This is a genomic window from Legionella pelazae (assembly GCF_052527395.1).
Genome location: NZ_JBNVZS010000043.1, coordinates 1 through 269, shown reverse-complemented (window position 1 = coordinate 269; position 269 = coordinate 1). Strand labels below are relative to the sequence as shown.

Here is a 269-nt window from a genome sequence, read left to right as displayed (position 1 = left end):
CGTAGCAACTGTCTTGAATTAAAATTCAAGACAGCAGTTTTGGTTCAAAAAACCAAGGTTGTTTTTTCTTAATGATGGCATTCATAATGATTAATAATTTTCTCATACAAGCAATGAGCGCAGTCATTTTAGACTTACCAGCCAGACATAATCGTTGGTAGAAGGCGTGTATTTGTGGGTTATGCTTTATGGCAACAAGCGAAGGCATGTAAAGAGCGGTTCTAATAGAAGCTCTGCCACCCCAGATAGTTCGTTTACCCTTTAAGGTA

At 38.3% G+C, this 269-nt stretch carries 1 protein-coding gene; it reads right to left on the bottom strand.

Translation table 11 applies throughout. The features are described 5' to 3' along the window. Positions 1-25 precede the first annotated feature (25 nt). Positions 26-269, bottom strand: a 244-nt coding sequence (locus tag ACQUW5_RS15325; RefSeq protein ID WP_444992127.1) for a transposase, incomplete at its 5' end; no start/stop codon positions are given.